The organism is Halobium salinum (genome assembly GCF_026586625.1).
Lineage (GTDB): Archaea > Halobacteriota > Halobacteria > Halobacteriales > Haloferacaceae > Halobium > Halobium salinum.
Genome location: NZ_JAODIW010000006.1, coordinates 951042 through 965381, shown reverse-complemented (window position 1 = coordinate 965381; position 14340 = coordinate 951042). Strand labels below are relative to the sequence as shown.

Here is a 14340-nt window from a genome sequence, read left to right as displayed (position 1 = left end):
CCGACTTCTTTATCTCGACTACGATGTTCCCCGGGGCAACGGCCGACCGCGAGACCGCCGACTACGTCGTCGTCGGCGCGCCGCTCGACGTCTCGACCACGTTCCAGCCGGGCACCCGCTTCGGTCCCGAGCGCGTCCGGCGGTTCGCCGAGACGTTCGACGACTACGACCGCCGGACCGACCTGCGCTTCTCCGAGCTATCGGTCCACGACGCTGGCGACGTGCGGGCGTGGGACGACGCCCCCGACTATCTCGACTACCTCGAAGGGACCTGTCGGGACGTCGTCTGGGACGACGCCGTTCCCCTCCTCCTCGGCGGCGAGCACACCGTCACGTCGGCGGGCGCCCGCGCCGTCGCCCCCGACGTCCTCGTCGTCCTCGACGCTCACCTCGACCTCCGGACGGCGTACGACGGGAACCCGTGGAGCCACGCGACGGTCACCCGGCGCCTGCTCGACGGCGACCCCGGCGTCGGCGACGACCCGGACGAGGACGACGGTCCGGTCGACGAGGCGGTGATTCTGGGCGCCCGCACCGGCTCCGAGGCGGAGTGGGAGCGCGCCGACGAACCGGACGTGACCGTCGTCCCGCCCGAGGACGTCGCCGACTGGGAACCCGACTTCGGCGACCGGTCGGTGTACCTCTCGGTCGACATCGACGGCGCGGACCCGGCGTTCGCTCCCGGAACGGGGACGATGGAGCCGTTCGGCCTCTCGCCCCGGGAGATGCGCGATGTCGTCCGCGCGGTCGCCCCGCACGCCGCCGGCTTCGACGTCGTCGAGGTGAACGACCGCGACGACGGGCAGGCCGCGTCGCTGGCGGGGAAACTGCTGAAGGAGTTCGTGTTCGCTCACGCGGCCGGGGACTGACCGGTAGCGCACGTCGAACGTATCGACCGGGCGAGACGGAGCCGGGGCTCGTCGATTCGGTGTCGAAACGGAGCGGCTTCCAGCAGGCGTCGGCTCGTGCCTGACCTACCGGAACAGACGGCGTACTTTGCGTTTGATGCGTTTCTGCGTCTTCCTCGGGAGACGTCGCCACGCGTACAGTGCCTTGCGGAACTTACCCATGACAGTTTCACCCTGCTTGACCGCTCGCGGCCGCTCCCACACAAGGAACGGTAACTCCGACTACGCCGGTGTCCCCGATAAGGCTGCTGGCAGAGTTGACGCTTCGATTTCACGACTCGACGGTGTCGGCGACCCGGACCGCCGGCTACAAACCCCGTCCGGCCCATCGACGTCGCATGAAGCTATCCGACGTCGTCGACCGTTACGACGAGCGCCTCCGGACCGACGCCTACGCCGACCTCGACGCCAGCCCGAACGGCCTGCAGGTCGGCCCGCGCGAGGCCGAGGTGGAGCACGTCGCGTTCGCCGTCGACGCCGCGGTCTCGACGATGGAGACCGCCGTCGACGCCGGCGCCGACCTCCTCGTCACCCACCACGGCGTCGTCTGGGGTGGCCTCGACCGCGTGACCGGCCGTGCGTACGACCGCGTCGCCCCGCTGGTCGAGAACGACCTCCCGCTGTACGTCTCGCACCTCCCGCTCGACGGCCATGGGGAACTCGGCAACGCCGCCGGCCTCGCCGACCTGCTCGACCTCGGCGGTCGGGAGCCGTTCGGCGAGCTGGGGCCGGAGCACATCGGTCAGCGGGGTCGACTCCCCGAGTCGATGTCGGTCTCGCGGCTGGCGACGACGCTCGACGCCGAACTCGACACCGGGGCCCAAGGCGTACAGGTGCTCGACTTCAGGCCCGACGAGGTCGAGGACGTGGCGGTCGTCACGGGGAGCGGCGTCGACTGGCTGGACGAGGCCGTCGAGGTCGGCGCCGACGTCCTCGTCACCGGCGAGGGGAAGCAGAAAGCGTACCACGAGGCGAAGGAGGCCGGCCTGAACGTCGTTCTCGCCGGTCACTACGCGACCGAGACGTTCGGCGTCCGTTCCCTGATGGGGCTGGCCGAGGGGTGGGGGCTGGAGACGACGTACGTCGACGAGCCGACGGGGCTGTAGGGGTTCGGCGCGGGTGGGGCTTCGAAACGGCCGGGAACCTCGGAGAGGCGACAGTACGGTGACCGGGGGACGCTCGGTCACGACGAACCGCGCTTCTCCAACCGCGGCGTTCAACTTCCCCGCCCGCACACCTCCCTGCATGACAGACGACGCCGGACACGACCCCGAGACGGACGCCGATTCTGCTTCCGAGGGTGGCCACGGCCACGACGACCGGGACGACCGCGACGAACACGGCCACCACACCCCCCACCGCGAGACGTTCGACCACGACCCCGTCTCCCACGCCGAGGTGCGCGCCGGGATGACGGTCGGCGACCTCGCCGGCGAGTACGGGAAGGCCGGCATCGGCGCCGCCAAGATGCACGAGGCGGTCGACGTGACGGCGGAGATGTTCGCCGACGAGGACTGTACGGTCTTTCTCTCGCTGGCCGGCGCGATGGTACCGACCGGGATGCGCCGCATCGTCTCGGACCTGATTCGCGACGGGTACGTCGACGCTCTCGTCACGACCGGGGCGAACCTCACCCACGACGCCATCGAGGCCATCGGCGGCAAGCACCACCACGGGGCCGAGCACGCCGAGGGGAAGACGACGCGCGAACACGACGAGACGCTGCGCGACGAGGGAGTGGACCGCATCTTCAACGTCTACCTCCCACAGGAGTACTTCGCTCACTTCGAGTCCCACCTGCGCGAGGAGGTGTTCCCGCCCCTGGCGGAGGAGGGGGTCGTGAGCATCGAGCGGTTCGTCCGCGAACTCGGGCGGGCGAACGCCGAGGTGAACGAGCGGGAGGAGGTCGAAGAGGACGCCGGCGTCGCCGCCGCGGCCTACGAGTCGGACGTGCCAATCTACTGTCCGGCGGTGCAGGACTCCGTCCTCGGCCTGCAGGCGTGGATGTACGCACAGACCTCCGACTTCTCGCTCGACGCGCTCGCGGACATGACCCCCCTCACCGACCTCGCCTTCGAGGCCGAGACGGCGGGTTGTCTGCTCGTCGGCGGCGGCGTCCCGAAGAACTTCACGCTCCAGACGATGCTCGTCACGCCCGGAGCCTACGACTACGGCGTCCAGTTAACGATGGACCACGAGGCCACCGGCGGGCTCTCCGGGGCGACACTGGACGAGGCGCGCTCGTGGGGGAAACTGGAGAAGGACGCCCGCAACGTCACCGTCGTCGGCGACGCGACCATCACGCTCCCGTTGCTCGTGGCGGCGAGTCTCGAAGCCATCGAGCGGCCGGAATAGCGGCCACCTAAGCCGCGGTTGAGGACCGTTGCGGACAGATTCGACAAGTCCGGTCGATGACTAGTCACTTCCAGTGCCGGTTTAGCACGGCTATAGTAAACCGGGTCGGGGCCCTCCGATGAAACGCCGCAGCGTTGCGTCGTCTCCCCACCCGGCGCGGCGCGTAAGGCACCACCCACCCACCCCCGTCCGCGACTCACCCCCGTGGACACCCGTTTTGGACACGGTAGTCGGGAGGAAAACGTCCGTTCTTCGACGACTCCGGACCGCCGAGTCCCTGCGCCGTCGCTCCCGAGTCGGGAACAAGAGCTTTCGAGCCGGCGGGCACACGCACAGTCGTGTCCGACTTCGACCTCGACATCGACGACTTGACCGCCCGCGACTGGGAGGGAGAGACCGACGCCGAACCGGTCCGCTTCGCCCTCGTCGGCCTCGGCTGGTGGACCCGCGAGCAGGCGATTCCCGCGATGGTCGACGCCGACTACGCCGAGCCGACGGTGCTGGTCAGCGGGTCGCCCGAGAAGGCCGAGGACGTCGCCGCCGACCTCGACACGGTGACGGCGACGCTCGACTACGACGAGTACGCCGACGGCGACGCGACCGACGACTACGACGCCGTCTACGTCTGCACGCCGAACGCGCTCCACCCCGAGCACGTCGAGGCCGCCGCCGACCACGGAAAGGCCGTGCTCTGTGAGAAGCCCCTCGCTGCGGACCTGGAGGGCGCCGAGACGGCCGTCGACGCCTGTCGCTCGGCCGACGTGCCGCTGATGGTCGCGTACCGCGTCCTCACGAGCCCGCTCGCTCGCCGCGCGCGCGAACTCGTGCGAGACGGCGCCATCGGCGAAGTCGTCTCCGTGCTCGGGCACATGTCCGACACCATCCTCGACTCGGCCGGGCCGGACTCCTGGCGCCTCGACCCGGAGCTCTCGGGCGGCACCACCATCAACGACATCGGCATCTACCCCCTCAGCACGATGCGGTTCGTGCTCGACGCGGACCCACGGGCCGTGCAGGCGACGACGACCGCCGCACAGGAGGCGTTCGAGGGCGTCGACGAGCACACCGCCTTCACGCTTGAGTTCTCGGATTCCCTGCTCGCGGCCTGCACCGCGAGTCACAGCGCCGAGGTGGTCTCCAGCCTGCGCTTCGTCGGCACCGAGGGCGAGTTGACGCTGGAGGGGCCGTTCTTCCCCGACTCCGAGAAGACCCTCCGACTGTCGACCGGCGACACCGAGAGCGAGTTCCGCCCCGACACCGCGAACCAGATGCGCGAGGAGTTCGACTACTTCGCCAACCACCTCCAACGCGACGAGCCGTTCGAGCCGGACGGCGAGACCGGGTTGGTCGACATGCGACTGATCGAGGCGCTGTACGAGTCGGCGGAGAGCGGTGAGCGCGTCGAGGTGGACGCGTAAGCGGAACGAAACCTCAAATTACTTCGACGGCGCAGGGCTATCCGAAGACGGCCGATGACGATAGCACCACTCCGAGCCGGGGTGGCTCCCGGCGACGACGAGCCCTATGAGTGCCGAGGCCCGTTTTCCGGACACAGCTCTCTCGCCGAGAGCAGGGTAACCTCGCGTCACGGAGTCGCTCCGTCGTGTGCGACACGCTACTGTGAATCGGTGCAGCGCCGCTAACGGCGAGGGAAGCTGGTTCAGTTACGCCGGGGTTAGCGCGTATTCAAGCCCCCGATGGCGTCTCTCCGGTATGTCAATCAACTCCCCGACTCGAACAACCCCCTCGTTCACCTGCCCGTTCTGCCGTCGACAGGAGTCGGTCCACAACCGACCGCTGCACCTCCGAACCTGTTCCGAGGTCGACCACGACGTACAGATCGAGCGGGTCCAGCGCAATACCATCGACGCCGAGTACGACCGCGCGTTCGGGGAGTGCCGGTAGCGAGGACGCGCGAGTCGCGTCCCGTATGATAGCACACGTCGTTGCTAGATTATGCTCGATTCCGACCGATACTGAGGGATGGCAACAGGAGCCACATTAGGACCGACCGCGAGCGTAGCGACCGAGACCGACTGCCCCGCGTACTGGACCGCCGGCGCGTTGATGATAGTCAAGGCCGACGCCGAGACGACCGACGGCGCGTACGCGCTCGTCGACCACCTCGCGGCCCCCGGCTGGGAGTCGCCGTACCACGTCCACCACGGTGAGGACGAGGTGTTCCACGTCGTCTCGGGCGAAATCGAGTGCGTCGCCGGCGACGACGCCGACGAGCGCTTCCGTGCCGGCCCGAACGACACCGTGTTTCTGCCCCGAGACGTACCCCACGGGTTCCGCGTCGTCGGCGACGAGCCCTGCCGGATGCTGATTCAGGTGACCCCCGCCGGCTTCGAGGGGTTCGTGGCCGGGGCCGGCCAGCCGGCGGAGCGACTGGAGACGCCGCCGCCGGCGGAACCGGACGTGTCCGCCCTGACCGCGGCGGCCGCGGAGTACGGACTCGACATCCTCGGCCCGCTTCCGGAGTGATTCCCCGTCGGCACCCCTGTGAACGGCTGTGATGGTGTCGATTCGACAGAAGTACGGCCGCGGACTGTCGGACCGGGAGGGACCAGACGGGGGAACTGCTGGTTTGGCCGAACGACTGACTCGAACCGGCGATTCGAGATATTTGTCCAATCTAATCCAGAATTTGCGGACGAATACGGAACACTTACCCGTGTGACTCGATTGGATTCAATTGCAATGGCAAACGGTAAGGTCGACTTCTTCAACGACACTGGCGGCTACGGTTTCATCAAGACGGACGACGCTGACGACGACGTGTTCTTCCACATGGAGGACGTTGGCGGCGAGGACCTCACCGAGGGGACCGAGATCGAGTTCGACATCGAGGACGCCCCGAAGGGCCCCCGCGCGACGAACGTCGTCCGTAACTAACGGCTGATTTGCACCGTCGCCGACCGCGACGGAGCAGACGCTCGTTTCTCCGAATCATATATCGCTCGCCACCGAACGGTCAGTTCTCGTCGGATGTTCACCGACACGAGTCACTCACTCACCATCGGACAGCGGACGCTGACGACGACGCTCGTCGGTGTTCGGCGTCGACACCTCGACTTCAGCCAGCTTCGCCTGGACGCGGTCGACCGTCGCCTCGATTCCGTGACCGACCAGTGCCCGCCGAATCGCCAGCCCGTAGCCGTCGAGGGGAATCGGCAGCAGGTCGCGCACGTCGCCGTCGTCGGCGACGACCTCGTTCTCCAGTCCCTTGACGAGCGGTCGGACGACCTCGCCCGGAAGCTCCGTCGCGAGACCGGCGAGGCGTGCCGCGTGGTCGGGTCGGAGCCACGAGACCGGCACGACCCGTGTGGGCCAGCCGCCGACGCGGCCCGTCCGAGTCAGGAGGTCTCTCCACGTGACGACCCGCGGACCGCCCACGTCGTAGACCCCGCCGGCCGTCTCGGCGGACTCGAGCGCGCCGACGAGGTAGGCAATCACGTCGGCGGCGGCGATCGGCTGGCAGTCGACGCGGACCCACCGTGGAGTCACGAGTACGGGGAACCGCCGGACGAGCTGGGAGACGACCTCGAAACTCGTGTTCCCGGCGCCGATGACCACCGCCGCGCGCAGGACGGTGAGCTCGTAGCTCCCCTCGACGAGCACCCGTTCGACTTCCCGGCGCGAGGCGAGGTGAGCCGACAGCTCCTCGTCCTCCTCGTCGCCGAGGCCGCTGAGATAGAGCACGCGGCCGACGCCCGCCTCGGTGGCTGCGTCCCGGAAGTTCGTCGCGGCCCGGCGGTCGGTCTCCGCAAAGTCCTCGTCACCGCTCTCCCCCATCGAGTGGATGAGGTAGAACGCCGCGTCGACGTCGGCGAGCGCCGCCTCGAAGCTCCCCCGTTCCAGTACGTCACCCTCGACGACCGCGTCCGCCGGACCGTCGTAGCCGTCCGCGTCCCGAGTCAGGACCGTGATGTGGTGGTCCCGTTCGGTCAGGACGGGGACGAGTCGACTCCCGACGAACCCGGTCGCGCCGGTGACGAGAACGCGCATCGCCGGGGGTTCGATCGGACCTCGTTTACGTGTTGTCACTGCCGCAATGACTGGGGTTGAGAGCCGCAACAGCCGGTGAACTAGGGCTCGGAGACGAAAAGACGGTCAGTCGGCACTCGGTTTCGGGGGGAGCCGGTCGAGCTTCGACAGCACGCGGTCGCGCTTCGTCGGCTCGTCCGAACCGGCGTCGAGTGCCCGTCGAATCGCCGGCCCATAGTCGTCGAGGTCGACGGGAACGGCCTCACGGATAGCTGCGTCGTCGGCGACGACCTCGTTCTCCAGCCCCTTGACGAGGGGTCGGACGACGTCACCGGGGAGGCTCGTGGCGAGAGATGCGAGATACGCCGCCACCCCAGGCGTCATCAACGGCGTGGGGACGATCCGCGGCGTTCGGCCGGCGACCAGCCCGGTGCGTTCGAGCAGCCCGCCGTAGGTGATGACCTCGGGTCCGCCCACGCCGTAGACGCCCGCCGCCGTCTCGGGGACTTCGAGGGCGCCGACGAGGTAGGCGATGACGTCGTCGACGGCGATAGGCTGACAGTCGACACCGACCCAGTCGGGCGTGAGGAGGAAGGGGAACCGCCGTGCGAGTTGGGAGACGAGTTCGAAGCTCGTGTTCCCCTCACCGATGATGACCGCCGCCCGGAGGACGGTGAGGTCGAACGACCCCTCCGAGAGCACCCGTTCGACCTCCCGACGCGAGGCGAGGTGCGGGGAGAGGTCCGCGTCCTCGTCACCGAGGCCGCTGAGGTAGACGACGCGCTCGATGCCCGCCTCGCTCGCGGCGTCGCGGAAGTTCTCCGCCCCGCGGCGGTCCCGCTCCGCGAAGTCGTCGCTCGCCCCCATCGAGTGGATAAGGTAGTACGCGGCGTCGACACCCTCCAGGGCGGACTCGAAGCTCCCGGGCTCGAGCACGTCACCCTCGTACACCGCGTCCGCCTCGCCCTCGTACCCGTCGGCGTCGCGGGTCAGAACCGTGACGTGGTGGCCGCGAGCCGAGAGAACGGGAACGAGCCGACTGCCGATGAAGCCGGTCGCTCCGGTGACGAGAACGTGCATTGGGGGTCTTACGGTCGACGTCGGTTTACGTCTTCTCGCCGGCACGAAGTCGGGGAAGGGGTCGTCGTCGGAGTCACCGGAACCGTGAGTCATAACCCCCGCCGGGCCGAGCATCGAGGAGTGAACAGTCGCGCCGTCGCGGTCTCCCTCTTCGCCCTCCTCGCGACGCTCTGGGGGTTCTCCTTCCCGGCGATTACCGTCGGACTCCGGTCGCTGGACCCCGTCTTGTTCGCCGCGTTCCGATACGACATCGCGGCGGTCCTGCTCGTCGGACTCGCCGTCCTCCGGACGACCGACTCGCTCCCGCGCCGGCGCAACGACGCCCTCGCCGTCCTCGCCGGGGGCGTGTTCCTCGTCGCCGGGAACGCCTTCCTCTTCGTGGGCCAGCAGACGGTCCCGGCCGGCGTCGCGGCGGTGATGCAGAGCCTCGTCCCCGTCGCGACCGCGCTGTGGGCGTTCGGCATCCTCCCGGAGGAGCGCCTCTCCGCGACCGGGGCCGCCGGAGTCCTCCTCGCGTTCGTCGGCGTCGCCCTCGTCGTCCGACCGGACCCGGCGAACCTGTTCGTCGGCGACACGCTCGGCAAACTGCTCGTGCTCACACAGGTTGCGTCGGTGTCGCTCGGGGGCGTCCTGATTCAGCGCGCGAAACCGACGCTCGACCGGGCCGCGCTCTCGGGCTGGTCGATGGCGGTCGGTGGACTGATTCTCCACGCGGTCAGTCTCGCGGTCGGCGAGGCGTTCGCGGTACCGAGCGCGTTCGACGCCCGGGTCGCGGTGCTCTACCTCGGCGTGTTCGCCACCGCCGTCGCGTTCTACATCTACTACACCCTGCTCTCCGTGCGCGGCGCGCTGGAGACGAGCCTCGTCGCTTACCTCGTCCCCGTCGTCGCGACCGTCGCGGGCGTGTTCTTCCTCGGGGAGGAGGCCACCGCCTTCACCGTGGCCGGCTTCGCCCTCGTGTTCGTCGGCTTCCTCGTCCTGAAACGTCGGTCGCTGGCGTCGCTCGTCGCCGGCGCGGGACGCGGGGCGCCGGACGGGTGACCGTCGGGGTTCGACTGACGGACTCCGGTCTCGGCACCGACGGCCGTGGTCGCCGGGGCTTTAGCCGACCCGTCCGAACCGGAGACCATGACGGACGGCGACCACACGGACCACGACCGCGAGGAGACGGACCCGAGTGACCTCATCGACACGTCGGAGCCGACGCCAGCGGGCGACGACACCGGTACCGACGCCGACGAGGCGACCGCCGACACCGAGGGCGGGGGCGACGCCGCGAGCGACTTCGACCGTGTCCGCGAACGGGCGGTCGACGCGCTCGGCGAGGACGACCTCACGTCGGTATACGTCGGGCTGATTCACGACGACGGGCGCAACGAGTTCTTCTTCGGCAACGACGTCGACGAGTCGGAACTCCAGTCGACGGCGACGCGCCAGTTGGGGATGCTGACCCGCGTGCTCGCCGACGGGTCGAACGCGAGCGTCGAGGAGATTACCGACCTCGCGGCCGACGCGGCCCGCGAGTTGGACATGCAGTAGGCGGTCGCATGGGGACGGACGCCGACTGGACCGTCCGGGGGTCTATCCAGTCCGGCGCGGGGCCGAGGACTCCGGCGAGTCGGCGCCCGTCGACGACCCGGACCGTCCCGCCACCCCCCCGTCGTAGAGCGCGTACACGGCGACGACGACGGTGGCAGCGACGAGGAACCCCCCGACCGCCTGCGGCCAGGTGTGAGCGCCGACGACCGGTCGGTTCGGGACCATCACGACCGGAACGGCCAGCGTCGGCCAGTACTGGCGGTCGAGGAGGACGAGGAAGGCGGCGGGCGTCGTCGAGAGGAGGACGTGACCCGAGATGTTCCAGAACGGCGAGAGGACGACGTACGGGACGGCGACGGCGGCGTAGGCGACCACGAGGGCGGGGACCACGTCGCCCCAGTCGAAACGCCGCCAGAGCGCCCACGTCGCGCCCGCGGCGAGGAAGATGCCGCCGGCGACGAGCGTGTCGACCTGCGGTCCGTTGCCCTGCATCGTCTCTACCGGCCCCTGTCCCGTCACGAGCATGTACGCGAGTGAGGGGACGAGCGACGCGGCGCCCGCGGCGAGGAAGGTCCCCCACCGGCGGTACAGCGCCGACCGTCCGAGGTCCGTGCGCGCCCACTCCCAGTGGACGGTCAACAGTGCTCCCAATCCCAGCACGACGGCCGGGTGGAACAGGTACGCGTAGTACTGCATCACCGTCTCGAGGAGAGTCATACCGCTCGTTGGGTAGCACGGAGCGCCTCAAAGGCCTGCGGGCCGACGGGGTTCCCGACCGGTCAGAGGTCGGTCGTAGTCCCCATCGGTCGCGACGTCGGCCGTAGCCTCGGTCTGTCGCGATCAGTCGCAGTCGCGCCCGTAGCTCCCCGACCCGTCGGTCAGGACGGGACCGGAGCGGCCGTCGTCGGAGAACCGTTCGACGACGGCGGGCCACAGGCGACGGGCCGTCGTCGCGAGCGTGTCGCCGCCGAGCACCGCGAAGCCGAGGAAGACCACCGCGAAGCCGGCGACCGTCGTGGCCGACACCGACTCGCCGAGCAGCGCCCAGCCGGCGACCGTCGTGACGACCGGCACGACGTAGAACACCAGGTTGGCCTTGATGGCGCCCGTCTCGTCGAGCAGGCCGAAGAAGGCGACGTAGGCGACCGCGCCCGCGAAGACGGCGACGTACCCCAGCGCGAGCAGGGCCGTCGGCGTCCACTGGACCGTCGCGACCGACTCCCCGGCGGCGACGCTCATCCCGTGGGTGAGGGCGGCCGCGAAGGGGAGCGCCCACGCCGTCCGGACGGTGCTCGACACGTCGGTGTCGGCCCACCGGATGAGCACGCTCCCGAGCGCGCCGCTGACGGCCCCGAGAAAGAGGATTCCCTTCCCGAGGGCGTCGCCGCCGAGGAGGTTCGCCGGGTCCGGACTCACGACGAGACCGACACCGAGCAGGCCGAGCACCATCCCGACCGCCCCGCGCCGCGAGAGGCGCTCGTCGGAGAGGAGCACCGCCGCGAACACCGGCGTCAGGATGGGGTTGAGGCTGAACACGACGGACGCGACCGCGCTGGTCGCGTACTGCTGGCCGACGAACAACAGCGCGTTCGCGAGCCCGATGGCGAACACGCCGGTGGCGAGGACGCCGACCCAGTCGCCGCGGGTCCGGGGCAGGAGCTCACCCAGGTCGGTGGCGACGGCGGCGTAGGCGAACAGGACGACCGCCGCGATGTCGAAGCGGAACGCGACGAACAGGAGGGGCGGGAAGTACTCGAGACCGGCTTTCGCGCCGACGAACGTCCCGCCGAACAGCAGGCTCGCCAACACGAACAGGCCGAGGGTACGGCGCTCGACCACTACTCGCTCGCCTCCGTCGGCTGTTCGGCTACCGATGCGCCACCGACGACCGGCGAGTCACCGACGACCGGCGTGATTCCGGCCGGAGAGAGAAACGTGGAGTTCATCTTAGTCACCACTACGGGAGCCGGGGTTATACCTTTGTTCAGAAATATTTTCAAAGAAAGAAATTGGTGCGGGGCGCGACTGTCGTTCACACCGTGAAAGGGTTTCACAGCTCGAAACCGTTATCCGCTCCGACCGAGAGGGGACGGTATGGAGTCGGTGCTCGAAGATATCGAGTTCCTCGCGCTGTCGGCTAACCGAGTTACGGCGTTGACCCGGCTCGCCGAGGGACCGCGGAGCCGGGGGGAGTTGGCCGCGGCCACTGGAGCGTCCCAGCCCACGCTCGGGCGCATCCTCGGCGACTTCGAGGAGCGCCGATGGGTTCGGCGGACCGACGACGGCCGGTACGTCGCCACCCCGACGGGTCGGCTCGTCGCGGACGGGTTCGACGAGCTCGTCGACACCTTCGAGACCGAACGGACGCTCAGGTCGGTCGTTCAGTGGCTGCCGACCGAGGGAATGGAGTTCGACCTCCGGCGGCTGCGGGGGGCGACCATCACAGCACCCAGCCGAACCAGGCCCAACGCGCCGGTACAGGGACTGCTCGACCTGCTCGAACGCACCGACCACGTCCGCTTTCTCTCACACGCGTTCAACGAACAGACGCTCGAAGTCGTCGAGCGGCGAACCGCGGCCGGCGACCAGCGCCTCGACGGCGTGTTCTCCCCGGGTGCCATCGAGGCGCTCGCGGACGACGCCGGACTCCGCGAACACCTCCGCGGACTGCTCGACACGGAGCGCGCCGAAATCCGCATCTGCGAGGCGGAGGTTCCCCTCGCGGTCACCATCGCCGACGACACCGTCCACCTGCTGCTGCGCGACGACCGCGGAATCCTGCAGGCGTCGCTCGAATCGGAGGACGAGGCGGTGCGCGAGTGGGCGCTCGCGGCCCACGAACGGTACTGGGAGGGAGCGACGCCGCTCGACCCGTCGGCGCTCGACGGCTAACCGGCCGGCTCCAGGGAATCGGACATCGGACGGTTCTCGCGGCCGAGTCGGGGCGTAGCCGTCGCTCGTCGGGGACGGCGGTGGTCACTCCGGGAAAACGGTCGACGGACTCGCGGCTACACGGCGGCGCTCGCCCTCGCAGTTCGAAAACTAACGCTCAGTCGATGTGGCCTTCGCGACGGAGCTGCTCCGCGTCCTGGCCGCTGTAGCGCCACTCGATGTTGGCTTTCTCGTCCTGCCAGTCCCACGGCTCGACGAGGACGACGTCGCCCTCGTTGATCCAGGTGCGGTACTTCATGCGGCCGGGGATGCGGCCCATGCGGTTCTTCCCGTCCTCGCAGCGGACGCGGACGTGGTTCCCGCCGTTGTGTTCGGTCACGACGGCGAACAGCTCGTCACTGTTGGGCATTCGGAGGTTCTTTCGTCCCCCTGTGTCTTCACTCACGGGCTACCTAGAGGAGACAGCCTGATAAGTGATTGGCGATTCGAGCTAACAGGTCGCACTCCGCCTATCGCGGGGCATCTCTCCGCTCTATGCCGACTCTCCGTTCCGGACCACCCACTCCGTCGTTACTCTTCGTCTCGGACCACCCGGGTTCTGTCGTCCCCGTTCTCCACTCCGGTGGCCGACGCGACTGCGCCGTACAGCTCCGCGTCCTCCCCGAGCGGCGAGAGGCGGACCGCCGGCGGGTCGGCGAGGGTGTAGTCGTCGAGATGGCGCTCGATTCCCGACAGCGTCCGCTCCGGGTTCGAGAGCGCGACGGAGCCGCCGACCGCAACCACCCCGGGGTCGTACGCGTTCACCACCGCACCGACGCCGGCCGCGTTGTACCGCGCCACGCTGTCGAGGACGCGCTCCGCGACGGCGTCGCCCGCCTCGGCGGCCGCGAACACGTCCGGCGCGGTCAGGTCGCCGACGGTCCGAAGTCGGGACGGGTCCTCGGTCGCGCCGAGCACGCTCTCGGCGAACCGGGGGATGCCCCGACCCGAACAGTACGCCTCCCACGCGCCCCTGACGCCGGTGCTCCACAGCTCCCCCTCGGTCTCGACTGGGAACAGCCCGACCTCTGCGGCGTACCCGCGCTCGCCCCGAATCGGGCGGCCGTCCTCCACGACGCCGCCGCCGATGCCGGTGCCGAAGGTGACGTACGCGACGCTGTCGCACCCTCGGCCCGCACCGAAGGCCCACTCGCCGACGGCGGCGGCCGTGCAGTCGTTCTCGACGACCGTCGGGAGCGAGAACCGCTCGTCGACGGCCGCCGCGAGCCGGAGGTCGCGGACCGTCCCGCCGTCGGCCGTGTCGAACTCGACGATTGCGCCGCGGTCGGCGTCGACCAACCCGGTCGTCGCCACCGCGACACCTCGAAGTCCCCCGGTCGACCGACGCCGCACCCGGTCGACGGCGTCGAGGACCTGCTCGGTGAGCGCGTCCGCTCGCGTCGGCTCGGAACGCACGTCGACCGGCCCTCTGGGGGTCCCCCGGCCGTATCGGAGGCGGGTGCTGCCGATGTCGAGGACGGCGGCGTCGGCTGTCGCGGGTGTCACGGCCGGGCGTTCGCGACCCGTCGGCTTCAGT

The 14340-nt window shown here is 69.5% G+C and carries 15 protein-coding genes and 1 pseudogene; 10 read left to right on the top strand and 6 right to left on the bottom strand.

Annotated elements, in window-relative coordinates; translation table 11 throughout:
* Positions 1 to 23: 23 nt before the first annotated feature.
* From N5095_RS08200 to N5095_RS08170, 7 genes are all read left to right on the top strand, one after another.
* Positions 24 to 869, top strand: a complete 846-nt coding sequence (locus tag N5095_RS08200) for an arginase family protein (protein ID WP_267622281.1) — start codon at positions 24 to 26, stop codon at positions 867 to 869.
* Positions 870 to 1246: 377 nt separating this feature from the next.
* Positions 1247 to 2014 carry a Nif3-like dinuclear metal center hexameric protein gene (locus N5095_RS08195; RefSeq protein ID WP_267622280.1) on the top strand — a complete coding sequence of 256 codons (768 nt, stop codon included), beginning with the start codon at positions 1247 to 1249 and terminating at the stop codon, positions 2012 to 2014.
* A 139-nt stretch (positions 2015 to 2153) separates the two neighbouring features.
* Positions 2154 to 3263, top strand: a complete 1110-nt coding sequence (locus tag N5095_RS08190; RefSeq protein ID WP_267622279.1) for a deoxyhypusine synthase — start codon at positions 2154 to 2156, stop codon at positions 3261 to 3263.
* Between the two features lie 338 nt (positions 3264 to 3601).
* Positions 3602 to 4681: a D-xylose 1-dehydrogenase Gfo6 gene (gene gfo6, locus N5095_RS08185; protein WP_267622278.1), complete on the top strand. Its 1080-nt coding sequence runs from the start codon at positions 3602 to 3604 to the stop codon at positions 4679 to 4681.
* Between the two features lie 295 nt (positions 4682 to 4976).
* Positions 4977 to 5168, top strand: coding sequence for a hypothetical protein (locus N5095_RS08180; RefSeq protein ID WP_267622277.1), 192 nt, complete (start codon positions 4977 to 4979; stop codon positions 5166 to 5168).
* 78 nt (positions 5169 to 5246) lie between these two features.
* Positions 5247 to 5750, top strand: coding sequence for a cupin domain-containing protein (locus N5095_RS08175; protein ID WP_267622276.1), 504 nt, complete (start codon positions 5247 to 5249; stop codon positions 5748 to 5750).
* A gap of 216 nt (positions 5751 to 5966) precedes the next feature.
* On the top strand, positions 5967 to 6161 hold the full coding sequence (locus N5095_RS08170) for a cold-shock protein (protein WP_267622275.1): 195 nt from the start codon (positions 5967 to 5969) through the stop codon (positions 6159 to 6161).
* 114 nt (positions 6162 to 6275) lie between these two features.
* Here the strand turns inward: N5095_RS08170 and N5095_RS08165 are convergent, their stop codons facing one another.
* On the bottom strand, positions 6276 to 7274 hold the full coding sequence (locus tag N5095_RS08165; protein ID WP_267622274.1) for an NAD(P)H-binding protein: 999 nt from the start codon (positions 7272 to 7274) through the stop codon (positions 6276 to 6278).
* A gap of 105 nt (positions 7275 to 7379) precedes the next feature.
* Positions 7380 to 8333: an NAD(P)H-binding protein gene (locus N5095_RS08160; RefSeq protein ID WP_267622273.1), complete on the bottom strand. Its 954-nt coding sequence runs from the start codon at positions 8331 to 8333 to the stop codon at positions 7380 to 7382.
* 120 nt (positions 8334 to 8453) lie between these two features.
* Here N5095_RS08160 and N5095_RS22350 point away from each other — a divergent pair, with 120 nt between their 5' ends.
* Together N5095_RS22350 and N5095_RS22540 are read left to right on the top strand one after the other, a co-directional pair.
* On the top strand, positions 8454 to 9374 hold the full coding sequence (locus N5095_RS22350; RefSeq protein ID WP_267622272.1) for a DMT family transporter: 921 nt from the start codon (positions 8454 to 8456) through the stop codon (positions 9372 to 9374).
* 243 nt (positions 9375 to 9617) lie between these two features.
* Positions 9618 to 9872 (top strand): annotated as a pseudogene (locus N5095_RS22540) (DUF8113 family protein); the annotation flags it as partial.
* 42 nt (positions 9873 to 9914) lie between these two features.
* Here N5095_RS22540 and N5095_RS08145 read toward each other — a convergent pair.
* Together N5095_RS08145 and N5095_RS08140 are read right to left on the bottom strand one after the other, a co-directional pair.
* Positions 9915 to 10589: a phosphoesterase gene (locus N5095_RS08145; RefSeq protein WP_267622270.1), complete on the bottom strand. Its 675-nt coding sequence runs from the start codon at positions 10587 to 10589 to the stop codon at positions 9915 to 9917.
* A gap of 123 nt (positions 10590 to 10712) precedes the next feature.
* On the bottom strand, positions 10713 to 11711 hold the full coding sequence (locus tag N5095_RS08140) for a DMT family transporter (protein WP_267622269.1): 999 nt from the start codon (positions 11709 to 11711) through the stop codon (positions 10713 to 10715).
* Positions 11712 to 11966: 255 nt separating this feature from the next.
* Between N5095_RS08140 and N5095_RS08135 the strand changes: the two genes are divergently transcribed.
* Complete coding sequence (locus tag N5095_RS08135; protein WP_267622268.1) at positions 11967 to 12764, top strand: helix-turn-helix transcriptional regulator; 798 nt, start codon at positions 11967 to 11969, stop codon at positions 12762 to 12764.
* A 157-nt stretch (positions 12765 to 12921) separates the two neighbouring features.
* Here the strand turns inward: N5095_RS08135 and eif1A are convergent, their stop codons facing one another.
* Positions 12922 to 13209, bottom strand: a complete 288-nt coding sequence (eif1A, locus tag N5095_RS08130; RefSeq protein WP_267622267.1) for a translation initiation factor eIF-1A — start codon at positions 13207 to 13209, stop codon at positions 12922 to 12924.
* A 125-nt stretch (positions 13210 to 13334) separates the two neighbouring features.
* Positions 13335 to 14309, bottom strand: coding sequence for an ROK family protein (locus N5095_RS08125; protein ID WP_267622266.1), 975 nt, complete (start codon positions 14307 to 14309; stop codon positions 13335 to 13337).
* Between the last annotated feature and the right edge of the window lie 31 nt (positions 14310 to 14340).

What these genes read in the sequence shown, in the direction of transcription:
- N5095_RS08200 (WP_267622281.1), top strand. Translation starts at nt 24, where the DNA reads ATGTTCCCCGGGGCAACGGCCGACCGCGAGACCGCCGACTACGTCGTC.
- N5095_RS08195 (WP_267622280.1), top strand. Translation starts at nt 1,247, where the DNA reads ATGAAGCTATCCGACGTCGTCGACCGTTACGACGAGCGCCTCCGGACC.
- N5095_RS08190 (WP_267622279.1), top strand. Translation starts at nt 2,154, where the DNA reads ATGACAGACGACGCCGGACACGACCCCGAGACGGACGCCGATTCTGCT.
- N5095_RS08180 (WP_267622277.1), top strand. Translation starts at nt 4,977, where the DNA reads ATGTCAATCAACTCCCCGACTCGAACAACCCCCTCGTTCACCTGCCCG.
- N5095_RS08175 (WP_267622276.1), top strand. Translation starts at nt 5,247, where the DNA reads ATGGCAACAGGAGCCACATTAGGACCGACCGCGAGCGTAGCGACCGAG.
- N5095_RS08170 (WP_267622275.1), top strand. Translation starts at nt 5,967, where the DNA reads ATGGCAAACGGTAAGGTCGACTTCTTCAACGACACTGGCGGCTACGGT.
- N5095_RS08165 (WP_267622274.1), bottom strand. Translation starts at nt 7,274, where the DNA reads ATGCGCGTTCTCGTCACCGGCGCGACCGGGTTCGTCGGGAGTCGACTC.
- N5095_RS08160 (WP_267622273.1), bottom strand. Translation starts at nt 8,333, where the DNA reads ATGCACGTTCTCGTCACCGGAGCGACCGGCTTCATCGGCAGTCGGCTC.
- N5095_RS08145 (WP_267622270.1), bottom strand. Translation starts at nt 10,589, where the DNA reads ATGACTCTCCTCGAGACGGTGATGCAGTACTACGCGTACCTGTTCCAC.
- N5095_RS08135 (WP_267622268.1), top strand. Translation starts at nt 11,967, where the DNA reads ATGGAGTCGGTGCTCGAAGATATCGAGTTCCTCGCGCTGTCGGCTAAC.